Source organism: Longimicrobiales bacterium (genome assembly GCA_028823235.1).
Taxonomy (GTDB): Bacteria; Gemmatimonadota; Gemmatimonadetes; order Longimicrobiales; family Gaopeijiaceae; genus UBA2589.
The window spans coordinates 38441-59945 of the sequence record JAPKBW010000004.1; the positions used below are offsets into that span (position 1 = coordinate 38441).

Sequence of the window (21505 nt, forward strand, 5' to 3'; positions counted from 1 at the left end):
ATCATGGCATCACCCCCAGCAAAGTCTCAGCAGCTCGGGTCGCCACGTCTGCGGTCGTACTGGCATCAATCCCGAACCAGAAACTCGCCACGACTAGGATCCAGGTGGGGATCAACATGCCCAGCGGAGCTTCCTTGATCTGGTGATCCGGATCGGGCTGCTGAAAGTAGGCGACCTCAACAACCTTCCAGATGTATATGAGCGCCATCAACGATCCGATCATCACCACCGCAGCCACGGGCCACTGGCCCTGTTCCAGGGCCGCCTGCACCAGATACCACTTGCTCACGAAGCCCACCGTGAGTGGAACCCCGATAAGACTCAGGCCTCCGCCGACGAAGGCCGCCATCGTCCACGGCATCACTTTGCCCAGGCCCTGCATCTTCTCGATGCGCACGGAGCCGACGCGGTACATGATGCATCCCATCGCCATGAACAGCGCACCCTTCATCAGCGCGTGATTGAACAGGTGGATGATCCCCGCTGTCACGCCAAGGACTGAGCCGAAGCTGATACCGAGGATCATGTACCCGATCTGTGCCACCGACGAGAATGCCAGCATACGCTTCACATTCGTCTGGTAGATGGCCACGAGGGACATCGCCAGGATGGCCACGAGTGCCAGCGGCATCAAAACTCTGTTCAGGTGCATCTGTCCGAACGAGAACTCCGCGCCAAATATCGTGAAGAAGAACCGGAGCATCACGTAAACGGAGACCTTCGTCGCCGTCGAAGCCATAAATCCGGTCACCGCAGACGGCGCGTACGTGTATGCGTTCGGCAGCCAGAGATGCAGCGGGAAGAGCGCCAGCTTCAGTGTGATCCCAACGGTCAGGAACGTGAAGGCGACCGCAATCGTCCGCGTCCCCTGCCCGTCAGCCAAAACCTCGGGGATTCGCACAGCCAAGTCTTCCATGCCGAGCGTGCCTGTCATCACATAGAGCAGCCCGATGCCGATGACATAGAACGTCGCACCGATGCTGCCCATGATCAGGTACTGGAACGCGGCGGTTAGTGCCCGGCGATCCTGCCCGAGCGCGATCATCGAATACGCCGAAAGCGAGGAGACCTCGAGGAAAACGAAGACGTTGAAGACGTCGCCAGTAATCGAGATGCCCAGCAGTCCCGTCATCGACAGGATGAAAGCCGTGTAGAAGAGCGCGATCCGATCTTCGCTGATTTCTTTCGCAATGCTCTGACGCGCATAAAGGACCGAAACCGCACCGATGGTCGTGACGATCACCGCCACGAAAGCACTCACCAGATCGATCCGGTACTCGATACCTGTCGGAGCAGCCCAGCCCCCGAGAGCGTAGTAAATCACGCCCTCGGCTCGGACGCGCTGTAGAAGCGCGATCGAGACTCCGAAGCACCACCAGGCCGAGAATGTCGCGATCGCCCAGGCGACCGAGGCCCGCCCAATGAGCGCGGCGACAGGGGCCAGTAGAAGCGGGACTACAATCAGAAGCGCCGGGAGGTTCTCACTCACAGGCCAAGATCCATAGCGTTGATTTCGTCCTCTTCGATCGTTCCGTAGGCCTCATTGATGCGTACCACCAGACTCAGGCCGAGCGCGAGTGTTGCGACTCCGACGACGATGGCCGTCAGCATAAGCACGTGTGGTAGCGGGTTCGAATAGGCCGTGAACCCAGCGGCTTCGACCGTAGCCTGCGTCGCCTCCATTGCGGCGTGGGCCACATCAGCGGCCGCCTCGCCGGGGCCGGCAACGGCCTCTGCCCCCTCAGCGGCATGGTCCACTGTCGCAACGGCGTGGTCCGTGGCCTCAACGGCATGGTCACCTGCCGCCTCGCCATGATCGGCCAGGAAGAGAATCGGAGCGGTCCCGCCTGTGACACGCCCAAACGAGACGTACATCATGATCACGGACGTCTGGAAGATGTTCAGGCCGATCAGCTTCTTCACGAGGTTGTCGCGAGCGATGAGCGTGTAGAAGCCCACCATCATCAGGACGATGACCGCCCAATAGTTGAAGAGTCCGAGCGCGGTCACAGGTCGATCCTCCGCCGCCCTGCAAAAGCATAGAAGAACGCCACCATCACACCGAATACCGTGACCAGTACACCAAATTCGACAGCGATGATACCGTATTCCTGACCATGAGCCGGGTCGTGGGCCAGCACGTTGTATTCCAGGAATCGGCCGCCCATGAACATGGTCACGTACCCGACCCCGATGTAGATCATCACGCCGAGCGCACCACAGATGTAGGCGACCTTCGGAGGAAGCACCTTGATCGCATTGCCCAGGCCGTACACCAGCGCGTACAGGACGAATGCAGCGGCGAAGATCACCCCGGCCTGGAATCCTCCGCCCGGACCGAAATCCCCGTGGAACTGCACATAGAGGGCGTACAGGAGAATGAAGGGAATCAGAATCTTGGTCCCCACACGGAGGATCACGCGATCATCCATGCGTCGCCTTCTCGTCTCCGTTGGGATCCGCGTCTGCATGCAGATCCGCGACCTCGTCGGCATTTGCGGCGGGATGTGTTCCCGACTCCGATGCCGATGGCGGTGAACCGGTCGGCGGCGTTTCCTCCAGCAGGTCCTCAAGATCTTCGCGAGTGGTACCGGGTCGAAGGGTCATCCATCGCCCCCCGTGGTACACGCGCTTCGGAAGTGGGCCACGGGCGAGAAGAAGCAACACACCGACCATGGCGGTAAAGATCACCGCGGTCTCTCCCATCGTGTCGTACCCGCGATACGAAGCGAGTACGGGTGTAACAACGTTCGGGATATGTGTGTCGGAATAGGACTGATCCAGATAATAGCGCCCGACTTCCGGGTGTTGATGTATCGGATTGCCAGCGGCGCCGAAGGGTGGAATGTCAGCCGTTCCGTAAGCCAAAATGCCCCCTGTCACGAGCACGACGAAGATCGGAACAAGCGGTGTGTGTGACGGCTTGCGCTCCTTGTAGCCAACGAGCGCCAGTGTCCCCAGCAGTAGGACCGTCGAGATGCCCGCGCCGACCGCGGCCTCCGTAAATGCGACATCCACCGCGTCCATCACCACGAACAGACCCGCAGAGACGAGGCTGTAGATCCCGGCCAGCATCACAGCCCCAAAGAGGTTGCGAGTCCAGATCACGGCGACGCCCGTGACAGCCAGAAGAATCAGTAGAACGATATCGACGACACCGAGCCAGCTCATTTGCTATCCCCTTCTTCCGCCGTCCACGGCTCGACGCCGCCGGCTAGCCCAGCTCGCGCAAGCGCGTGTGTGGCAATGGGGCTGGTGAAAAGGAGGAACAGGTATACAAAGACGAGCCGGACCAGCACCATCCACCATTCTGGATGATCGTGCATCATCCCTTGGATCGTCTGGAAGGCTAATCCGAGCAGGATCAGCCCTGCGCCCAGCGTATCTGTCATTCCCGCCGCGTGGAGGCGCGTATATACGTCCGGAAGCCGAAGCATGCCGATGGTGCCAACGAGCATGAAGAAGAGCCCGCCGATGATCGACGCCCAGCTCAGCACTTCAAGTGCCATGTCCATCACTCGGCCTCCCGTTCGACGCGCCGGGTGAGGCCAAGATCGCCGTACTCGAAGAACTTCAGCACGGCGATCGTGCCAATGAAGTTGATCAGTGCGTAGACGAGCGCGAGGTCCAGGAATTCAGGCCGGTTGGAGAGGAATCCGAGCACCGCGATCAGCAATACGGTCTTCGTACCAAACGTGTTCACCGCCATCACGCGGTCGTACACAGTGGGCCCGAGCAATGCACGCACGAGTGCGAGTGACATCGAGGCAAGAATGCCCACAGCTGCTGCCGCGAACATCAGGCGCCCCCCTCCACCCAGCTGCACCGGCGGTCCATCTGGTCTTCCTCGTCGGTCTCGAGGTCAGCTGCCGTGAGTGCGTGGATCTGGAACTCCTGCCCCTCCACACCGGTCGTGATCGTGCCGGGCGTCAGGGTGATGGAATTCGCGTAGAGCACCCTGCCCAAGTCTGTCTCCTGTGACCCGTAGAAGACGACCATTCGCGGGCTGATTGGAAGCTTCGGATCGAGAATCACCTTCGCGACCACGAGGTTGGCGACCACGATCTCCTTCATCAGCCAAGGGAAGTAGATCAGTACGCGTCCCGTGATGTGAAATGGCACGCCCTCGCTATCGACCACATCCATGCGCATGGAGAGGTACACCACGAGGGTACACGAGAGCACACCAAAGCCGAGCAGCAGCGGGGTGTAGTGCCCCGAGAGTGCCAGCCAAAATGTGAAGAGTACCGCGCCTAGTCCGATCGCTCGAAGCAATCTGACTCCTGGAAATGTGTCGTTATGAAGGCGGAGGTGGCGGGTCCTCCGTGGAAAGGCGACGCGAATCTACCAGTTGGATTGAGCCCCGTCTACAATCTTCTGAACAAGAAGTTCGATCGCCTTTTCTCGACCCCCTTCTTCCGGCGCGCCTTCGGGGAATTCGCCAAGCGCAGTCACATTCGCCGACTCCCAGAGAATGACGTTCTCCACCAGATCGATGATCTGGACACTGACGGTCACGTTGACCTGCCGCTGGAGTACGCGGGCGGCCTGACCAGGCTCTCCTGCCCGATAGTTCGGAGCGACAACCTCGTACCTCGTAATTGATCCGCGTACGATAGCGTCGGCGATATCGGCACCCGCAGTTCGGATGCCGAGTGCCCCGGGGAGGTTCTGAAGGAGCTGGTCGTAGAGCTCACCGGTGAGTTCAAAGCGTGCGGTCTCGTTCTCGAAGGGCTCGATCGCGATCGTCCGAACGTGCGGTGGCGGAAATGAACCCGCGACGAAGGAGTAGTTACACCCCGTCGTGAGGATCGCAGCCAGCAAGGCCGCCCCGGACCGCACAGTGATTCGCATGGCGTAATCTATGCTCAACGAGTTCGGGATCTAGCGTGGATCCCAAATGGCGTCCGCGAAGGGTTCGGTCGCACGCAACGCCGTGCGCAGAATCTTGAGCTCACGGAAGTCGACGAGGTTCCGGTAGGTTGCCGAGGCAGGATACCTGCCGTCGCCGTCGGCCTCGAGGCGAACCCACTGAACGACGGATGCTCCCTCGAGAAGCTCAAGTGCGACAACCGTCCCTCCAACGATTTCGTAGTGGATCTCGTTACCGCCGGAATAGCGATAACGGAGACGTTCACCCCCGTTCTCCAGTCGGTCGCCCCCCGCGAGCGTGGTCCCCTCGACCGGCCGAAATACGCCCAAGGTACCCCACATCAGGTCCACTGGCGGGAGGAGGCCGTCGGGAGCACCCGCTGGAAGTCGGAGGTCGTCATCGACGAGCGCCGCCGAAATCACGGTCTCCCCCCCTTCGAGAAAGAGGTCGAGGCGCGCTCGGTAGGGTGGCTCGACTCGGGCGACGCCCACGCCCTTTACCCGCGCGCCGGACTCGTTGAGCTCCCAGGCAAAGTCGATCCGGGTAGGCTCGGTGAGCCGCGTACCCTCTGTCGTGGCGCGGGCCAGAGGAGCGGAATCATTGATCGGCCCGATGACCGCCGTGCGTTGAGGTCCGCATGCGCTAGCGCCCAATAGTCCGGCGATTGCTACTACCGCGGTCGCGAATCGGGCCCAATAGAGTTTCTCCATGGCGTACCCTACCCCTTCCAGGCCGTGGCGGTTCGCACCTACTTTCGTGCGTGCCTGAATCCAAGCCCGTCCTTCTGGCCTCGGATATCCATTCCGGGGCAGCTCCACCCGCCCACCAGCGAGCGTTTCTCGACTGGCTGGACTACGCAGCGGTTGAAGCGTCGGCCATTGTCATTAACGGCGACCTGTTCGACTTCTGGTTCGAGTACAGAACCGGCACCACGGGTGGACACGGCGACCTGCTGTCCAAGCTGAAGGAGATCGTTGACGCCGGAGTCCCTCTGACCCTAGTCGGAGGAAACCACGACTGGTGGGGCGGCCGGTATCTGACCGAAGAGATCGGAGTTGAGTTCCTTCACGAACCGTCCAGACGGTCGATCGCAGGGCATCGGACGTTTCTCACTCACGGCGACGGCCTCGGAGCCGGAGATATCCGCTATCGCGTTCTGAAAAGTGTACTACGGGCCCGTGCCACGCGGCTCGCATTCGGAATGCTCCCCGTCACCGTCGGCGATCGCATCGCGTCAGGGGTGTCGAAAACGGAAGATCGTTGGGACCAGTGGGGCGGCCGACAAGAGCTCCGGTCCGCTGCGCTCGAGGCCTGGGCCGTGGACCTGTTCTCTAGGGAACCGGAACTCGGACTCATTCTCCTGGGTCACACCCATCTTCCGCTGGTCCGCGAGGTTGCTCCGGGCCGATGGTACGTGAATTCAGGAGACTGGGTGTTCCATCAGAGCTACGTGACACTTCAGGAAGGGGCGGCGCCCCTCCTGCTCGATTGGAGAGAGCGCTCGTGAAGAGCAAACTTCGTCGAGCCATCAGATGCAATGCGGTCTTTTCTGGCGCCCTCGCTTCCGCCCTCAGCTTGACGGTGTACGGACCCGCAGTGACCCCGATCGCAGCTCAGGAGCGTCCTGTGGTCGTATCCATGGCCCAGGTGGATCTTCCCCCGCCTCTGTCGATCTCACCCGGAGGAGCCTTCCGGCGCACATTGATACTCCCAGGGTGGGGCCACGCGGCGATCGGGTCCTACACGCGGGGCGGATTCTACTTTGGCATACAGACCGCCACCGTCTTCACGCTCCTCCGCACCCGCGTACGCATCGGCGAGTCTCAGGACCGCGTTGGCTTTCGAGAGACGGTGCTTCGAGCCCAGTACACTTCGCAAGGCGTGACAAACCCCGAAGAGGTTCAGGGTCGGCTCGACGCCGATGAGGGCCTCTCCGACCTCGTGCGATTGCTGGACTCCCGGAAGGGCCAGCAGGAGGATCTGATCGCGTTCGGGCTGTTCATGCTCCTTATCAGCGGTGCAGATGCATACGTATCAGCGCATCTCGCGCGCTTTCCCGAGCCGCTCGACTTGGGCATCGAGCCGTCGCCTTTGGGGGGCGTGGACCTCGGGTTCAAGATCTCGATCCCGAACTGACCGGTCTCGACATTGGGCGGCTGGCGGGAGCGTGTGGGAATCGAACCCACCCACCCGGGTTCTAGCCGGGCTGCACGGTTTTGAAGACCGTCGGAGACACCAGTCTCCCTCCGCCCCCTTGGGTGCGCAGCCGCGCTGACCCGATAGCAAGCGACTCCATCACGCTTGCGTACAGGTCCATGGAAGGGGACAGACCATAGAGGGAAGCGGGTCTTAGTTCCAGAGCGACCCCGAGTGAAACAATCCGACTGACCGCATAGCTTCGACCCGGTAGTTATTGCTCAGCAACAGGATACGTACCACCACTTCAAGTCAGTTCGACTCCGTGAAGCTGTGCGGCATCGTGGGGACGACATACAGGATCTGGCGTCGATCGTCAGGCCCGAGTTGGACCTCCTGGATCTCTGCCGGCTACCCGAAGACCCAATCGAAGACCAGCTTGCCCCCTGCACCGCCGAACAAAGAGGTCCCACCGATTTCTGGCAAGAAGGAGAACTCGTTCCTGGGCTGCCGCGTGGTCTCTTGGTTCAGTGTGCGGTACCGGTACCCGAGCCCCAGCACGTGTAGGCGGGCAGCGGGATACAGCGACAGACCACTCTCATAGTCGAACCGGCCTTCACCAACCGGGATGATCTCTGCCTCGATCGGGAAATCCACAACAGGGAAATTGGTGGTAATGCGCAGAGAAACGGGGAATCCACCCCTCTTCAGCTGCGCGATGTTGTACCTCGTCGACAATCGGACGCCCCGCAGCATGAAAAATGGCGAGGGGGTCGATCGGCGCATTCGGATGGCACGCGCCGTGACCAGCACCGGCCCGGAGGCAAGCCTCGGACCGGTGCGCTCCACATCGTAGAAGACCGCGACTGCCCAGCCCACGATTTTCGTGATGAGCCCTGGACAGCACGTGGTCGTTCTCCGTCAGATCAGGTGATCAGTTGCTCAGCATCGATCGGCTCCAGACCGAGTTCCCGCAGCAGCTCGTTCAGACGAGCAAGGTCCTGCTGGATGACCAACTGCATCTGCTCCAACTCCGCGTCCAGCTGCGCCGAAAGGGTCTGATAGACCTCGTACGACTGATCCGTCGGCCGCGTCTCCGCACCTTCCACCAGGTTCTGAAGCGCCGCGATCTTATTGTTCAGCTTGATCGGGAAGTTCAGCGGATCCTGGTTGGACTGATTCTGCACCTGGTAGATCTCACCCTCAACTCCTCCGAGGCGCTCGTTGACCGTGCCGCCCAGTGACTGTAATTCGGCGTTGTCGTTCTCGTCGAGCCGGTCTCCGATTTGATCCTTGATCGAACGAATCCGAAGCACTGCCTCGTTTGCGTCGGTCACACGGTCTCTGATCTGAATCGAGAAGTCGAACCGTTCCTGCAGGTCAGCCATCGTGATGCCATCCGCGATAGCGCGCGGGTTCATCTTAATCTCGAAATCCTGAGTCATGCTTTCACCGTCGACGGTGAGTCGCACCTGGTACCGACCTGGAAGCACTGCCGGCCCCTGGTTTCCGGCAGCCCAGAAGATTCGCCCATCGAAGTCCGTCCAGCCTGCCAGTCGCTGGTTCCAGCGAAACCGATTCGAACCCGTAACCTTGCCAACCGTCGGGGTCCCACCGCCTCCGAACGGGTTGAATCCCTCGGTGCCCTCCTCGTCTTCTTCCTCTTCGTCCTCCGGGGACTCGAAAGTAGCGAGAACATCACCTGACGCACTCATGAACTCGAGCATGACCTGTTCGGCATCATCGGCGAGGTAGTAGTTGATGTCGACCGCGTTGTCGAAACGCCGGACCGGGTCCTTCGGATCGAAGAGCCAGTAGTCTGCCGAGGCGACTTCGTCCGTGAGCTGCCGAAGCGGCCCTATGCTGCGCATGACCCAGAACGAGCGGCCATGCGTGGAGATGACGAGGTCGTTCTCTTCGACTACCAGGTCGGATACCTGCGTCACCGGCAGGTTCATTGTGAGGGGCTGCCAGGAGGCACCGTCGTTCCACGATACGTACACGGTCCGCTCAGACGCTGCATAGAGCAGCCCGGGGCGTGTTGGGTCCTCGCGGACGGCGCGCAGAAAGTCATCTGCGGGGATCCCGCTCACGATCTTCGTCCAGGTCTCGCCGTAGTCCTCGGTCTTCCAGATGTACGGACTACGATCGTTGTCCACGAGATACCGAATTCCCGCAACGTATGCCTTCCCCGGGGTGTTGGGAGATACCTCGATCGTGTTGATGCGCACGAAGTCGGGGGCATCCGCGGGCGTGACGTTTTCCCAACTCGGGGACGCCGCACGCGCGTTCCGCGTCACGCTCACATACCCGTCGTCAGACCCGGCCCAGATGACGTTCGGATCGTGGGGCGAAGGCGCGATCGCGAAGACCGTCGCGAACGTCTCGACACCCGTCTGGTCGAGCGTGATCGGGCCACCCGAGGCGCCCACGGTCATCGATTCGTTTCGCGTCAGATCCGGACTGATCTGGACCCAGTTCTGACCCTCGGTCGTGCTCTTCCAGACCTTCTGAGTTCCCGTGTAGAGAATGTTGCTGTCGTGCTTGTCGAATACGATCGGGAAGGTCCATTGGACCCGCTCGCGCAGGTCTTCGGCGGACTGCCCCATCGGGTTCTCCGGCCAGACGTTGATGCCTCGCTGGAAGCCCGTCTCGTGGTCGTACCTCGACAGCTGACCGCCGTAGCAACCGGCGTAGAAAATGTCGAGATCGTCCGGGTTCGGCGCGATGTAGCCGCTCTCACACCCTCCGACCGAGTAGTAGTGGCCACCACCACCGAAACCGCCGGCAGCCGACAGGTGATTCCACCCACTCGACGGGGTACACGCCGTAGAGTTGTCCTGCTGAGCACCACAGATATGGTAAGGCTCGTGGTCCGTCGTGATCACCCGGTAGAACTGAGCGGTCGCATACTCTTGATCGGTCCACGTCTCTCCACCGTTGAAAGAGACATTCGCCCCACCGTCATTCGAGTTGATCATGCGATCGGTGTCGGACGGTGCGATCCAGAGGTCGTGGTTATCGCCGTGCGGGACCCGGATCTGCTGTGGGAACGTCACGCCCCCGTCAGTCGACCGGTAGAACCCTGTGTTAAGCGCATAAACGACATCCTCGTCCTGCGGGTCGGCGTAGATGCGTGTGTAATAGAATGCTCGCTGCCGGAGCTTCCTCTCGTCGTTGACCTGCTCCCAGCTCCCACCCGCGTCGTCCGAGCGGTACACACCACCCCCCGGGACGTGTTCGACAATGACCCAGACGCGATCGGAGTTCGCGCCCGAGACGGCGACGCCCATCTTCCCGATGGGGCCCACGGGGTCGAGACCGAGACTCGACGTGATGTCGGACCAGGTCTCACCACCATCGATAGACTTCCAGAGGCCAGAGTCAAGGCCCCCTGAACTCATGCCCCAGCTCTTCCTCCACGCCTCCCAGACGGTCGCGTAGAGCACGTCGGGGTCGTTCGGATCTATGATGAGGTCCGCGGCGCCCGCCTTCTCGCTCTTGAAAAGGGTGAGGTCCCAGGTCTCACCTCCATCTGTCGTCTTGTAGACGCCGCGCTCCGGGTTGTCCGCCGAGTGCTGCCCAAAGGCCGCCACCCATGCGACGTCACAGTTCTCCGGGTGGATCCGGATGCGGGCGATGTTTTGCGATTCGACCAGCCCGAGGTGCTCCCAAGTGCTCCCGGCGTCGATCGACTTGTAGACACCGTCTCCCTGCATGACGTTGCCGCGTAGCTGAGTCTCGCCAGTACCGATGTAGACCACGTCCGGGTCGGCCTCACAGACCGCGGCCGCACCGACCGAGCCCGACGTGATCTGTCCGTCCGTCATCGGATTCCAGTTGCTGCCGCCGTCGGTCGTCTTCCACAGACCGCCGCCGACGGCGCCGAAGTAATACTCCAGCGGGCGGGCATCGCTGCCGGCCACCGCGGTGGAGCGTCCACCCCGAGATATGCCGACGCTGTTCCAGCTGAGCATGTCGTAGAGCGCTTCGTCGTACTGCTGTGCCGCAACTGGCCCACCCGGCACGAGGCCGGACATGGTGAGGGCGAGTGCTAGCGGTGTGAGATTCCGTAGCTGATTACGCATGAGTTCGATGTCTGAGGTTGGTTGCTCGAAACAGGTGTGCGCTCGAACCTGACGGCCTCACGCACGACGTGTCACACCGAATAGTGCGACGCGGAGACGCACCGTGGTACGCCATTCCTGAAGATAGCAGCAGACACTCAACCCGTCGGGTGGCCGACGGCGAACTCTCAGGTACCGATCAGACCCCAGATCATGGAAATCAAAGAGCTGCTCACGACGATTGCCGACTCGGGCTGGGGTAGTCCTGGCGTCACGAGGTCGCCGCCATTTTTCGTGGAGTTGAACGCGCTGATGCCGGCCGCCAGAGCGCCTGCTGTGATCACCACACCCAACACAACACTCTTGGTGGACGAAAACTCGCGAACTTCGATCACGCTCACCTGCTCGGCGCTCAGGCTGATCGTATCGAACTGAACGATCTCTCGGTACGCTCCATAGGTGCGGATTGATTTGGTCGCGAGCAATAATGTCTCTCCCACACTGACGACCTGACCTTCTAGCGACGCCGTCTGACTGGCGGCATTGGGCCTATCGAGTGCCGACGTCACGGGCACCCGAACACGAACGATCGAGCCTATCGACGGTGTCTCAACCACTCGGTAATTATGGCAACCGGACAAGACCGTGCCGGCAAGCATCAGCACGGGAAGCCATCGCACATTGCCGATTCGCATTAGAGCTCGACCTCGATAACGTCGGTAAATGAGTGGTTGAACTGGTACAGGAACCGCCACGGTATATCGGGGAACAGGTCGCCCGCACGGTCGTAGAGAGTTCGTCCGTCCGCTGCGATCGCCACGTCGACGTTGACCGCATCCACTGCCGACACCTCCGCTTGGAGGAAGAGGCGCCGTTCGATCCGGACGTCGATGATCGTATCGAATGGCAGGGTGTGCAGGACCGTATCAGCCCTATAGATCGCGACCCGTGTCACATCCATTTCATCGACCCCGGCAATGAACTCCTTCGAGTAGACTATCGAAACCGTCTGCCCGACGGGTCCGCTCATCCGGACCGTAATGAATTTCGGGGTGAGGTCTTGGAACACTTCACAGGCGGCGATCAAAGACATCAGCAGGACGAGGCCGAAAAATCTCTTTAGGGTCTTCATAGTCCGCGGAGCAAGTAGTGGTTCCGGCAACAAAAAGAAGGCGAGGCGCACCCGCACTGAGTACGGATGCGCCCGCCTTCTTATTACAGCGTACTGCTTATGCTGTTTCCTTCGCTACTTCTTATCGATCAACCGCTGCAAGTCGATGTACCCAGATTGCAGTTAGCGCGGATCTCGACGATCGTGATCGGAAGCATGTGTCCCGGTTGGGTCAACGTAGTCGAACCCGCAGCCCACAGCGGATCCGTCAAACCCCACCGGTACATGTCCTGGAGCCGGAGCCCCTGCCAGAGTGTGTTCACACGCCGCGTGTGCTGAAGCATGGCGACATCGGTGACCGCACCACCCGAAACGAAGGGCGATGCGTAGCTGTCGTACGCGCGGATCGCGTTGATCTGCGTCGCGAAGGCTGCTGCATCACCACCAGCGAGTGCGTCCTCGGCAATGATGAGCCGCATCAAGCGTGCCGATGCGAGCGTGAGGTTGCCGTACTGATTGCCACCCCACTGAGCGACCGCTGTGACGAGCGCGGCGTCATCAGCACCTGTCACCACATCCTTAAGAATGACCACACCTGTCCGGCCCGATGCTCCGGGGCCAGTGTTTTCGACGAGAGACTGGTCGAGCTGGTTCTCGCCGCGCTGGTTGACGTTCGAACACATTGCGCAGGAATTCTTACCCGAAGCGTAATCCAGGGTGTACTTCCAATCCGCACCGGCCGCCGCAGTCAATACAGCGTTAGCATCCGCTAGCGCTGCCGGGAACGCCATGGCGCCCCCAGCTGTCGCACTGGGATTGATGACACCCCAGATCGCACGTGACATGTGCGCACGAGCACGAAGACCCGTTGCAACCGTCGCCAGGTCTGTCTTTCCAAGCGCCGTGAACTGGGTGATAGCCAATCCGAGTTCGGAGATCGCGCTATCGATCACGCCCCCCATCGCTGCTGGCCCAACCGGCGGACCATCAGTCTGCTTATCGGAGAACGTCATGTCGTCCTGGACCTCACCCGTGACCATCAGGATGATGCCGTTGTACAGGTGAGCGTTCGCCAGATCGAGGCCGAAACCCGCGTCACCCGCATTGTTCGCCACATGTTCACTGATGATTGTGACGGCATTTCTCGCCATCCACGTAGCCTGTCCCAGCTTCGGGAAGGCGCTGTCCATGAACTCGTTCAGTGGATCGCCGATGTTGCCCCTATCAAGGGACCCCCAGGCATCACGAGAACCCGTCCAGTAAAGCTCATCGGCCACCATGGCCGGACCTTCCCAAACGTCCGCAACCGCATCGGCAACAAGCCGAAGCGAACCATTGGCGACACCATTCGAGGCTGCCTCCAACTGGATCGAGGCCTCAACCAGGCTGTTGGGGTTGTCCACGTCGAGCAGATCACAGCCCGAGAATGCGAACACCGCGGCAACAGCAAGGATAGGAGCTTTGATTCTGTTAGTCATTGTCAAATCTCCCTTAGAAGGTGAAACGCGTGGAAAGCGTAAAGGAACGTGGAATGGGGAGAGCCCAACCTTCGGTTGACTGCAGGAAGTTGCAGTTCAGTCCGCCATTGCAGCGGCCGTTGACGTTGGTCTCAGGGTCCATCCCAGTGTAATCACTGCCCGGCAACCACATCGCCAGGTTCCGCGCACCGATGTTGATCGTTGCGGTCGACAGACCCCAACCATCTACGATGTCGGAAGGAATCCGGTACGAGAGCGAGAGCTCCCGGAACCGGATCATATTGGTGTCGAAGATGCCGTTGAGGCCAGACATCGGAGACAGTCCCTCAATCTCACGTGCCCACGCGATGGCAGCGTCTAGACGCTGACCAGCCGACGAGGTTGGGCTTTGCATGATGGCGCCCAGCTCCGCCGCACGCGGCGTGTTACGACCGATAACCGCGTTGGCTTTCCGGAACATGCCGGACAGGTCCTGGTTCTGACCGCCCCACTTGTAGTCGAATTGTGCCCGCAGCTCGAAGTTGCTAGCGAACGACATGTTGAAGCCGGCGGAACCAGCGAAATCCGGGGTCGGCTTGCCCAGCAGCGTCTCGAGGAGACCGCTACCGCAGTTGTTCGAAGAATACCCGCCGTTCGGCGTGTCGAAATCGGAGTTGCCGACCGCGAGAGGCTTGTACGTGCTCGGCTTCACCGGGTTGGCGAAGTAAGTCTCTGCAGTCGCCCGGTCCAGCGGCGTGCAACTTCCGTCGAGGTTCAACGGAATGTCGATATCGGCAATCTTTGCGCCGAAGAACGAACCCGGAGCATACCCCTCAAGGAGGTAGTTCCGGTAGCGCGGGTAGGAGCCACCCGTCTTGAGCGGCGGAGCGCCACCCAAACTGGTGATGTTCTCCTTGAGGTAAGCCGTATTAGCGAAAACGTTTACGGTTAGGCCTTCCCGCTGGATGAGGGCACCCTGAAGGCTGAGTTCCACGCCGGACCCGACGAGCTCACCGATGTTGACGAGCTGCTCCTGCGTGAATCCACCCGTGACCGAGAACTGACGCGAAACCATCGCATCCGTCACGGTACGGTCCCAGTACGTCGCGTCGAGCGACCAACGGTCCTGGAACAGGCCGAGCTCTGCGCCGACCTCCCACTCCGTCGAAACCTCTGGTCTCAGTGCGTTGTTACCGAGGTTAGCCGGCCCAACGCCCGGACCGTTGGAGGACGGTCGCGGCTGGTACGTCGTGAACTTCGCGAACGCATCCGGCTGGAGACCGGACTTACCGATCGCTGCCCGGACCCGGAAGGTCGAGAACGTGTCGTTCTCCCAACCGAGCCCCTGGCTTGGAATCACGGAAATCGACGCCTTGGGATAGCGAGCCGTCGCAAAGTCTTCACCGAACGCCGAGTTGGCGTCCCAGCGAACACCGAGGGTCAGGAAGACCCAGTCGTTGATCCCGACCTGATCCTGTACGTATCCACCCAGCTGTGTAACACGCGTCCAAGACTCGGAAGCGCTCTGGTTCGCGAGCGCGGAGAGCGTCTCAAGACCAGGACCGGGGAAGGTGTTTCCGCTACCACCGGCGGACTGCCGCTGGCGCATGAAACCCTGAGTACCGAAAAGCAGCGTGTTCTCGATGTTATCGGTAATGAAGGTGTTGTGTGAACCCTTCAGGTCCGCCGTGATTTCACGGCTCCGGTCTTCGTTGACCCGGCGACTTCCCTGCTTGGAGTAGTTGGTGAAGTCATCAACGTCATAGCCGTACGGCTCGAAGAACCGACGATCGTCGGAGGTGAAATCAGCGCCGAACGTCCCGTCGAGACGGAAACTCTCGGTCGGCGTGTAGCCGATCGTCGTGCTTCCAGCGAAGTGATTGGAAGACGCTTCGTTCAAACGATACGAAAACTCACGGGTCGTCCCGAATGCCGGGGCGCCGTAGTAGTTGCCGCCGTCCATCGTCGTAGCACGCCGTGGCTGGCTCATCAGCATCGAGCTGAAGAATCCGACCACGCTGTTTCCATTCTCCGGCGTGTGCTGTTCCATATCAGAGTAAAGCGTGCTCACGCTGATACGGAGTTTCGAACTGGGAACAACCGTCATGTTCGAAGTGAAGCCGACGCGACGGTTCTTATCCTGTGCGAAGTTGAGTCCCTCGACTTCTGGGAATGCGCTAGCCGCATCGACAACGCCATCTTCGTCCGTGATACGACCCGAGACGAAGTACTGGAACAGATCCGAACCACCGGAGACGGAGGCCGAGTAGACCTGCCCGAAGCCGGCGCCGAGCCAGTCAGTAACTGGCGCTCCTTCGAAATCCTCAAAATCACCCGGGCTAACGCCAAAGCGATTCTGCATCCGCGCCCGGTACTCGTTCATCTTCGTCACGTCTGCAGCACTCGCGCAGCCAGCGGACGCGCAGTCGCGACCGATGTAGTCGTACGTCGATTCGATCCGGTTGGTCGGCGTACGGAGATCAGTCCAGTCCGCCTGCGCTGTGAACCGAGGCGCACCAGAGCGACCCCGCTTCGTGAAGATCTGGATCACGCCGTTGGATGCCTCGGTACCGTACAACGTTGCCGCTGCAGCACCCTTGAGGATCTCGACGCGCTCGATCGACTCGGGCGGGATGTCATCGAGGCGGCTGGGGTTACCCGTACCAGCCAGGGAGACCACGGAACGGTCGACCCGGATTCCGTCGACGTAGATGATCGGCTCGTTGAGCTGTGAAAGGCTCGAAGAACCACGAATGCGGATCGCAGCACCCTCACCGGTCGAACCGGAGGAAGGCAGTGCGACAACACCGGGCTCACGACCTGCGATCATCTGACTGAAGTTAGCGATCGGTGCATTTTCGAGAGAAGCGGCATCGATCGAGGCGACGGTGTTACCGAGCCGCCTCTTCTCTGTCGCAACACCTGCACCCGTCACGACGATCTCGTTCAGGCTGATAGCCGTCTGCTGCATGCCGAAGTCAGCTACAACGGACTGACCGGCGCCGACCGTGACGGTCTGCGAACCGGAGCGATACCCAACGATCTCGGAAATGAGCTCGAGCTCGCCTGCCGGAACATTGAGGAGAAGGAAGCGACCTGCGGCATTTGTCAGGGCACCGATACCGGTACCGCCGATGTACACCTGGACCGCCTCCAAGGGACGCTGCGAAGCAGCATCCCTGACCGTACCGACTAACGTACCCGTTTCCTGGGCCGTAACCGGTGCGGGTGCCCATCCGAGCATACCCGCGAGGGCCAAAACGAGGCCTCCGCGCAATAACCCGGACTTAAGACGTACTGACGTTGGTGACGTCATGTCCGTCCTCCCTAGCTGGAGTTTGACTGATTGAGAACCACCCTACTATGAACCACTCGGAGCCAACCGCGCTCCTGGAGGGTGCATTAACGCACCACAATCCCTCAAAGAAGGCTCGTACTGAGCCACCTCGGTGGGGAATAAAACCCGGCTTTTCTAAAAATCTACGTCATCCACATCCAACGTATTTCCGAGATTGTCGTAGCAAGGTACCCGGGGGCCTGAACAGGCGCAATGCATTTCAGAGCAACGTTTTCGAAGCCTCTTTCGTTATCTGTTCGGGACCTCAGCCGACTCGAATCCGTGCGATGCACTCAATCTCGACGTCGCAGAATTTCGGAAGTGCGCCCGCCTGGACTGCGGCCCGCGCTGGACGATGGTCGCCGAAGTGTCGGGCATAGACGTCATTCATCTCCCCGAACGTGTTCATGTCCGAGAGAAATACCGTGGTCTTCACGACTTGGTCGAGCGAAGAGCCCGCCGCTTCGAGGACCGCGCGAAGGTTCCTGAGAACGAGCTCGGTCTGCTCCGTGACACTGCCGGTCAAGAGCTCGCCGGTGTTCGGGTCCAGGGGAATCTGCCCGGAGCAAAACACGAAGCCCTCTACCACTATTGCCTGTGAATACGGGCCAATCGCGGCAGGGGCATTATCGGTGTGGACGTATGTGAGATCGCTCATGTCATCTCTCTAGGGTGAAGTTGTATTCAGATAGATTGAGTAACGTGGTCGAGGATGTCGGCTCGGGTCACTGGTGTCACACCCGACCGACCGATCCCGATCGCGGCCGCATGATTGGCAAGGATCGCAGCCTCTACAGCGCTGCCACCCGCCGCAAGCACCGAAGCCACTACGGCGGTCACGGTATCCCCGGCACCGGAGACATCGTAGACGGAACGGGCCACGGCTGGGACGCGGAAATGCCCACCACCCCCGCCCTGCACGACAACACCTCTTTCTCCCAGTGTCAGAAGCAGAACCTCGCAACCGAGACGAACGCGAGTCGCTTCCATCCAGTCCGCGTCGTCGGGGCAGATGAAGTCCCCCAAGGCGTCCTCTAGTTCCTTGGCATTGGGCTTGAAAACGGTAACGCCCCCAAAGCCGAAGAAGTTTCTGCGCTTCGGGTCAACGATCGACGGCAAGCCGTGCCGCGAGGACGCCGCCAAGGCCGCCTCGATGACACCCGGGACAAGGACACCTTTGTTGTAGTCTTCCATGATCAACACGTCAGCCGACGCGGCCAGCGAAACGATCTTCGCCCGGAGTTCAGCTTCGACGGTATCGTCGACGTCCGAGTCATCTTCGTAGTCGAAACGGACAATCTGCTGGTGCTGCGCCATGACACGGGTCTTCACGGTCGTTGGGCGCGTGGGAGTAATAACGAGCCCTTCGGTACCTACGCCGAGCTTTTCGAGGCCGGCCCGAAGCGTGATCCCCGCAGCGTCGTCACCGAGACATCCGACCGCGGTGCACGACGCTCCGAGCGCAGCCACGTTCGCGGCGACGTTCCCCGCTCCACCGATCGCCGATCGCTCAGACTCTACTTTGACCACTGGCACGGGTGCTTCTGGCGACACTCTCTCCACAGAGCCGCTGACATACCGGTCGACCATGAGGTCGCCCACGACGAGAGCCCGAATCTGGGAAGCGGCATCGAGAAGCTGCGCCGCGCGCTCTCCCGTCAGTTCGGCCACGCCCCTCGCCCCCGACCCTCGAGTTGCATCAGGTGGAAGCCTTCCGAGGTCCGAGCGATCAGCTGGTCCTGCAGGTTCACCGACACGCACACGTGATTGGGAACGATGCTCACCCTCTCTCCGATAGTCGGGACCCAGTCGGACCCGCCGAGGTCCAACACCCCGTGCTCTTCGGATACACCCACAACAGTGACATCAGGTCGGTCGAGGAGGATTCCGTACCCACCTCCACCGCCCCGTGACTCCTTGGCCAACGCCTTGGAGCCCGCGTCGACAACGGCATGCCCGGGCACGGCGGTGGAGACCACCGTTGCCAGCACGGTATAAGCGATGTCCTCGATGCCGGCTACGCCGAGATCCAGTCCCTCGCGATCATAGTAGATGCAGGACCCCGAGCGGATCTCAGTGAGACCCTTCATCTCGTGACTGCGCCATACTGTGGGTGTCGAGCCTCCAGACACGATTTGCGGAGACAAGCCCTCTGACTCGAGCGCCTCGAGTGTTCTGGAGATCCTGCCCGATATGTCGATCAGGCCGGCGTCCTGATCGGCCTCCTGCATGCGGATATGGCCGGGGTAGAACATCACGCCCCGGAAGTCGACTCCCGCCGTTTCGGCCGCGAGTCGTGCGAGGATGGCAACCTGGTCCGCTGCCCGGAGCCCGACCCGACCCATGCCGACGTCCTGCTCAACAAGGATGCCGACTGTACGTCCCGCAGCAGCGGCTGCAGCAGCAAGCGGCTGCAACACCTCAGGCGAGTCAACCGCAACCTTGAGGTCTACGGATTCCGGGAGCCTCGTCATCCGCTCCAGCTTGGCTGGCCCCACCTGGGGGTAGGCGAGCAGGATGTCGTTTGTGAGCGACGACATCACTTCCGCCTCACGGAGTGTTGCAACCGTCAGACCCTGCGCGCCTGCGTCGAGCTGAATCTGCGCGACCGTCAGCGACTTGTGCGTCTTGACGTGTGGGCGCCACGAAAGCCCATGCTGCGTTGCATAGGCCGTTACCTGCTCTGCGTTCGCTCTCGCTCGATCGAGGTCGACGACGCCTGCCGGCGTCTCGACTGTAGAAACATCGATCAAGACAGCACGTCCCCGAGTGCCTCGAGGAAGTCTGGATCGCCCTCCGGAATCGGCCCATAGCGCATCCAGCGCAGGACGCCCTCCCGGTCGATCAGGAACGTGGCCGGGAGTCCCAGTACCTGATAGAGCTCCATTCCCATCATCTGCGGATCGTGCAGAATCGTGTACGTGACTCCGTACTCCTCAACGAACATCGCGACGTCGCCTGCCGCGTCGCCGGTATCCATAGAGATTCCGACAATTTCGAAGCCCTCGGCCTTGTGCTCCTCGTAGATGTCCTGGAGGTAGGGCGTCTCCATACGACAAGGGGTGCACCACGTCGCCCACAAGTTGAGGAGCACCGCCTCACCACGCAGGGATTCGAGCGTGACCTCCTCTCCCGCCAGCGTGGTCGCCGCATATTCTCGAGCGGGCTGTCCAATCTGCGGAGGGCCAGCGTTGTCCGGCGGGACACAGCCCGCCACCATCACGGCCACGACCGCACCGATCACGATCTTCCGCATTTGCATCCTTATCATCTCCCCAACTGAAGTTTCGTCACACGCACCTGCGGCTCTCCACCTGACACATCCGTCCAAGCGAGCAGCAGGGCGCCGTCTCCGGTCTGGGCCAATCGCGGGAATCCACTCGGCCGCTCTGCGGACGTCGTAGTCACGGCCACGCTCTCGGTGACATCGCCGTCGGGCGTCACTCGCCGGAGCCGCACTTCGGCCCCTTCTCCTCCCGTGCCCTCAAGCCAGACGACGATCACAGAACCGTCTCCTGCCTGTAGAAGATCCACTCGACCCACCGGGCTGCCATCGTCGATCACGATCGGTGCGCCGAAGCTGGCGCCGCCGTCTTTTGAAAATGCTAGGTTGGTTCTCGGGACGTCACCGGCCCCCGTGAACCAGGCTACGGCGACCTCTTCACCCGACGCGGTTAGCGCCGGCCCGTTCACCGGGCAGCCCGCGATCTCCCACCCGTCATCATGAACTGGAGCACCCTCCAGCCACGTTCCGTCGACCATGCGCGCCACGTAGATGTCGCGGATCTCAGCCTCGGTGCGATTGCGATAGGCGACGACCGGCCCTACTGAGGTCATGCCGGTTGCAGTCTGGCAGCAATCGCACACTCGGCCGTCGATGAGCATTTCCGGCCCGGGCGTTCCATCGGAAGATACCGTACGGTATCTGACCGTCATTTCCTTGCTGCCAGGTGTCCCGTCCGGAAGGTCAGCGTACTTGCGACCGTCGAGCCAGACAAAACCGATGTGATCACCGTCTGCGGTGGCAGACACGAAACCGTGTTCGGTAGCGGAGGTGTCATCGTGCGGGGTCCACGGTTCGGACCAGGTACGTCCCTGGTCCGTGGAATGCGCGATGCGCACACCGTAGTCGTATCCACCCGCAGCACCGCGCTGGAGCCAATGGGCCCACAGGGTCCCATCCGGCCCGGGGCGGATCGAAGGGAAGTCAGCCCAGTTAACGAAGAATCGATCGCTGCTGGCGACAGTCATCGGTTCGTCCCAGCTGGCCCCGTCGAAGCGAGAGAACCTCAGATCATGTCCAGGCTCGGTCTTTTCGAGCCAGCTCATGTAGACAACGCCATCGGTCGACGAGAGGAAAGGCTCCCCGCTCGAAGTGCCAGCGGGAGAGACCTCCGGCGTGGCGGTGACAGTGAAGTCCTCAGCCGAATCCTGACTACAACCCAATACGAGTGCCGCAGCGGCGATGAAAGAAAGCGAGTGTCTACTCATGGCGTATGCATATCTGGCGAGAAGAGTGGCACC

The 21505-nt window shown here is 61.0% G+C and carries 22 protein-coding genes and 1 tRNA gene; 2 read left to right on the forward strand and 21 right to left on the reverse strand.

Translation table 11 applies throughout. The features are described 5' to 3' along the window. Position 1 precedes the first annotated feature (1 nt). The 9 genes from OSA81_03025 to OSA81_03065 all read right to left on the reverse strand — a co-directional run bounded on the left by OSA81_03025 (position 2) and on the right by OSA81_03065 (position 5583). A complete protein-coding gene (locus tag OSA81_03025) occupies positions 2–1489 on the reverse strand; it encodes a monovalent cation/H+ antiporter subunit D family protein (protein ID MDE0897967.1) in 1488 nt (495 codons plus the stop codon). Beyond that, a complete protein-coding gene (locus tag OSA81_03030; GenBank protein ID MDE0897968.1) occupies positions 1486–2010 on the reverse strand; it encodes a cation:proton antiporter subunit C in 525 nt (174 codons plus the stop codon). The genes OSA81_03025 and OSA81_03030 overlap by 4 nt, the downstream gene beginning before the upstream one ends. After that, on the reverse strand, positions 2007–2432 hold the full coding sequence (locus tag OSA81_03035) for a Na(+)/H(+) antiporter subunit B (GenBank protein MDE0897969.1): 426 nt from the start codon (positions 2430–2432) through the stop codon (positions 2007–2009). Before OSA81_03035 ends, OSA81_03030 begins: the two co-directional genes overlap by 4 nt. Beyond that, complete coding sequence (locus tag OSA81_03040; GenBank protein ID MDE0897970.1) at positions 2425–3171, reverse strand: DUF4040 domain-containing protein; 747 nt, start codon at positions 3169–3171, stop codon at positions 2425–2427. The genes OSA81_03035 and OSA81_03040 overlap by 8 nt, the downstream gene beginning before the upstream one ends. Further along, positions 3168–3515: a monovalent cation/H(+) antiporter subunit G gene (gene mnhG, locus OSA81_03045; protein ID MDE0897971.1), complete on the reverse strand. Its 348-nt coding sequence runs from the start codon at positions 3513–3515 to the stop codon at positions 3168–3170. The genes OSA81_03040 and mnhG overlap by 4 nt, the downstream gene beginning before the upstream one ends. Then, positions 3515–3799 carry a monovalent cation/H+ antiporter complex subunit F gene (locus tag OSA81_03050; protein ID MDE0897972.1) on the reverse strand — a complete coding sequence of 95 codons (285 nt, stop codon included), beginning with the start codon at positions 3797–3799 and terminating at the stop codon, positions 3515–3517. Before OSA81_03050 ends, mnhG begins: the two co-directional genes overlap by 1 nt. Further along, positions 3799–4275: a Na+/H+ antiporter subunit E gene (locus OSA81_03055; protein ID MDE0897973.1), complete on the reverse strand. Its 477-nt coding sequence runs from the start codon at positions 4273–4275 to the stop codon at positions 3799–3801. Before OSA81_03055 ends, OSA81_03050 begins: the two co-directional genes overlap by 1 nt. A 69-nt stretch (positions 4276–4344) precedes the next feature. Then, entirely contained in the window at positions 4345–4854 is a 510-nt protein-coding gene (locus tag OSA81_03060) for an LptE family protein (protein MDE0897974.1), read from the reverse strand. Positions 4855–4884: 30 nt separating this feature from the next. Then, positions 4885–5583 (reverse strand): hypothetical protein, encoded by a 699-nt coding sequence (locus tag OSA81_03065; GenBank protein MDE0897975.1) that lies wholly within the window; start codon positions 5581–5583, stop codon positions 4885–4887. 50 nt (positions 5584–5633) lie between these two features. Here OSA81_03065 and OSA81_03070 point away from each other — a divergent pair, with 50 nt between their 5' ends. After that, the gene (locus tag OSA81_03070; GenBank protein MDE0897976.1) at positions 5634–6380 is read left to right on the forward strand and encodes a UDP-2,3-diacylglucosamine diphosphatase; all 747 of its coding nucleotides are present in this window, start codon (positions 5634–5636) and stop codon (positions 6378–6380) included. Continuing rightward, complete coding sequence (locus tag OSA81_03075; GenBank protein ID MDE0897977.1) at positions 6377–7009, forward strand: DUF5683 domain-containing protein; 633 nt, start codon at positions 6377–6379, stop codon at positions 7007–7009. Before OSA81_03070 ends, OSA81_03075 begins: the two co-directional genes overlap by 4 nt. Positions 7010–7030: 21 nt before the next feature. Here the strand turns inward: OSA81_03075 and OSA81_03080 are convergent. From OSA81_03080 to OSA81_03135, 12 genes are all read right to left on the reverse strand, one after another. Continuing rightward, positions 7031–7127: transfer RNA gene (locus OSA81_03080), tRNA-Sec, on the reverse strand. A gap of 293 nt (positions 7128–7420) precedes the next feature. Then, positions 7421–7888 carry a hypothetical protein gene (locus OSA81_03085; protein ID MDE0897978.1) on the reverse strand — a complete coding sequence of 156 codons (468 nt, stop codon included), beginning with the start codon at positions 7886–7888 and terminating at the stop codon, positions 7421–7423. 47 nt (positions 7889–7935) lie between these two features. Further along, positions 7936–11097 (reverse strand): hypothetical protein, encoded by a 3162-nt coding sequence (locus tag OSA81_03090; protein ID MDE0897979.1) that lies wholly within the window; start codon positions 11095–11097, stop codon positions 7936–7938. A 167-nt stretch (positions 11098–11264) separates the two neighbouring features. Next, positions 11265–11771 carry a hypothetical protein gene (locus OSA81_03095; GenBank protein ID MDE0897980.1) on the reverse strand — a complete coding sequence of 169 codons (507 nt, stop codon included), beginning with the start codon at positions 11769–11771 and terminating at the stop codon, positions 11265–11267. After that, positions 11771–12208 (reverse strand): hypothetical protein, encoded by a 438-nt coding sequence (locus tag OSA81_03100; protein ID MDE0897981.1) that lies wholly within the window; start codon positions 12206–12208, stop codon positions 11771–11773. The genes OSA81_03095 and OSA81_03100 overlap by 1 nt, the downstream gene beginning before the upstream one ends. A gap of 128 nt (positions 12209–12336) precedes the next feature. Then, positions 12337–13665: a hypothetical protein gene (locus OSA81_03105; GenBank protein MDE0897982.1), complete on the reverse strand. Its 1329-nt coding sequence runs from the start codon at positions 13663–13665 to the stop codon at positions 12337–12339. 13 nt (positions 13666–13678) lie between these two features. Continuing rightward, positions 13679–16960 carry a SusC/RagA family TonB-linked outer membrane protein gene (locus OSA81_03110; GenBank protein ID MDE0897983.1) on the reverse strand — a complete coding sequence of 1094 codons (3282 nt, stop codon included), beginning with the start codon at positions 16958–16960 and terminating at the stop codon, positions 13679–13681. Between the two features lie 286 nt (positions 16961–17246). Further along, the gene (locus tag OSA81_03115; GenBank protein MDE0897984.1) at positions 17247–17639 is read right to left on the reverse strand and encodes a RidA family protein; all 393 of its coding nucleotides are present in this window, start codon (positions 17637–17639) and stop codon (positions 17247–17249) included. Between the two features lie 26 nt (positions 17640–17665). Continuing rightward, positions 17666–18652: a PfkB family carbohydrate kinase gene (locus tag OSA81_03120; protein MDE0897985.1), complete on the reverse strand. Its 987-nt coding sequence runs from the start codon at positions 18650–18652 to the stop codon at positions 17666–17668. Continuing rightward, positions 18640–19734, reverse strand: coding sequence for an alanine racemase (locus tag OSA81_03125; GenBank protein MDE0897986.1), 1095 nt, complete (start codon positions 19732–19734; stop codon positions 18640–18642). The genes OSA81_03120 and OSA81_03125 overlap by 13 nt, the downstream gene beginning before the upstream one ends. Beyond that, positions 19731–20243 (reverse strand): TlpA disulfide reductase family protein, encoded by a 513-nt coding sequence (locus tag OSA81_03130; GenBank protein ID MDE0897987.1) that lies wholly within the window; start codon positions 20241–20243, stop codon positions 19731–19733. The genes OSA81_03125 and OSA81_03130 overlap by 4 nt, the downstream gene beginning before the upstream one ends. 5 nt (positions 20244–20248) lie before the next feature. Next, the gene (locus OSA81_03135) at positions 20249–21472 is read right to left on the reverse strand and encodes a sialidase family protein (GenBank protein ID MDE0897988.1); all 1224 of its coding nucleotides are present in this window, start codon (positions 21470–21472) and stop codon (positions 20249–20251) included. Between the last annotated feature and the right edge of the window lie 33 nt (positions 21473–21505).

Coding starts and splice junctions, on each gene's coding strand:
- OSA81_03035 (MDE0897969.1), bottom strand. CDS start 2,432: ATGGATGATCGCGTGATCCTCCGTGTGGGGACCAAGATTCTGATTCCC.
- OSA81_03040 (MDE0897970.1), bottom strand. CDS start 3,171: ATGAGCTGGCTCGGTGTCGTCGATATCGTTCTACTGATTCTTCTGGCT.
- mnhG (MDE0897971.1), bottom strand. CDS start 3,515: ATGGACATGGCACTTGAAGTGCTGAGCTGGGCGTCGATCATCGGCGGG.
- OSA81_03050 (MDE0897972.1), bottom strand. CDS start 3,799: ATGTTCGCGGCAGCAGCTGTGGGCATTCTTGCCTCGATGTCACTCGCA.
- OSA81_03060 (MDE0897974.1), bottom strand. CDS start 4,854: ATGCGAATCACTGTGCGGTCCGGGGCGGCCTTGCTGGCTGCGATCCTC.
- OSA81_03065 (MDE0897975.1), bottom strand. CDS start 5,583: ATGGAGAAACTCTATTGGGCCCGATTCGCGACCGCGGTAGTAGCAATC.
- OSA81_03090 (MDE0897979.1), bottom strand. CDS start 11,097: ATGCGTAATCAGCTACGGAATCTCACACCGCTAGCACTCGCCCTCACC.
- OSA81_03095 (MDE0897980.1), bottom strand. CDS start 11,771: ATGCGAATCGGCAATGTGCGATGGCTTCCCGTGCTGATGCTTGCCGGC.
- OSA81_03100 (MDE0897981.1), bottom strand. CDS start 12,208: ATGAAGACCCTAAAGAGATTTTTCGGCCTCGTCCTGCTGATGTCTTTG.
- OSA81_03105 (MDE0897982.1), bottom strand. CDS start 13,665: ATGACTAACAGAATCAAAGCTCCTATCCTTGCTGTTGCCGCGGTGTTC.
- OSA81_03110 (MDE0897983.1), bottom strand. CDS start 16,960: ATGACGTCACCAACGTCAGTACGTCTTAAGTCCGGGTTATTGCGCGGA.
- OSA81_03115 (MDE0897984.1), bottom strand. CDS start 17,639: ATGAGCGATCTCACATACGTCCACACCGATAATGCCCCTGCCGCGATT.
- OSA81_03130 (MDE0897987.1), bottom strand. CDS start 20,243: ATGCAAATGCGGAAGATCGTGATCGGTGCGGTCGTGGCCGTGATGGTG.
- OSA81_03135 (MDE0897988.1), bottom strand. CDS start 21,472: ATGAGTAGACACTCGCTTTCTTTCATCGCCGCTGCGGCACTCGTATTG.